At 54.0% G+C, this 470-nt stretch carries 1 protein-coding gene; it reads left to right on the top strand.

Translation table 11 applies throughout. The annotated features are described in order from the left end of the window. Positions 1-197 precede the first annotated feature (197 nt). Positions 198-458, top strand: coding sequence for a pentapeptide repeat-containing protein (locus tag HMPREF2935_RS07470; RefSeq protein ID WP_070732634.1), 261 nt, complete (start codon positions 198-200; stop codon positions 456-458). The last annotated feature ends 12 nt before the right edge of the window (positions 459-470 follow it).

The following is a 470-nucleotide window of genomic DNA, read 5'->3' as shown; positions in this document are numbered from 1 at the left end:
CGTCTGTGAAAACTTCTGATTGGTTACCGTTTTGTTTCGAATCGGTGCTAGAGTGAATCTTGCTCACAATGCCTACTTAGGGGGTAGGCAAACGGTTTCTCCAATCCGTTGTGAGTGATAGGGAATAGGGGCGACGCGGCTGCTGTAGGGGCGCCGCGTCGTTTCCCGTTTTGGCCCTTAACCCGGAAGAACCGGCAATGTATAAGCAAACGCCTGATACCTGGTTCCAAGAATTCGCAGGCCAAGATATTTCCGGAAAAGACTTCTCCGGCTACGACCTGACCGGAATAAATCTGGAAGCAAGTATCTGCCGCGGCTGTTCTTTTCGCGGCGCGATGCTCGCCTGGGCCATCCTCCACAACGCGTACATGAAGCCAGTAATCGCCTCGTCAGAGCAGCTCGCGCATTGCGAAGGATTTGAAGCGGATGCTTCGGAGGCTGTGGGGATGTCTCTGTAGAGCTCTCCGCTG

The sequence above is a fragment of the Corynebacterium sp. HMSC076D02 genome (assembly GCF_001813815.1).
Classification (GTDB): Bacteria; Actinomycetota; Actinomycetes; order Mycobacteriales; family Mycobacteriaceae; genus Corynebacterium; species Corynebacterium simulans.
This window is presented reverse-complemented; position numbering and strand designations above follow the sequence as displayed.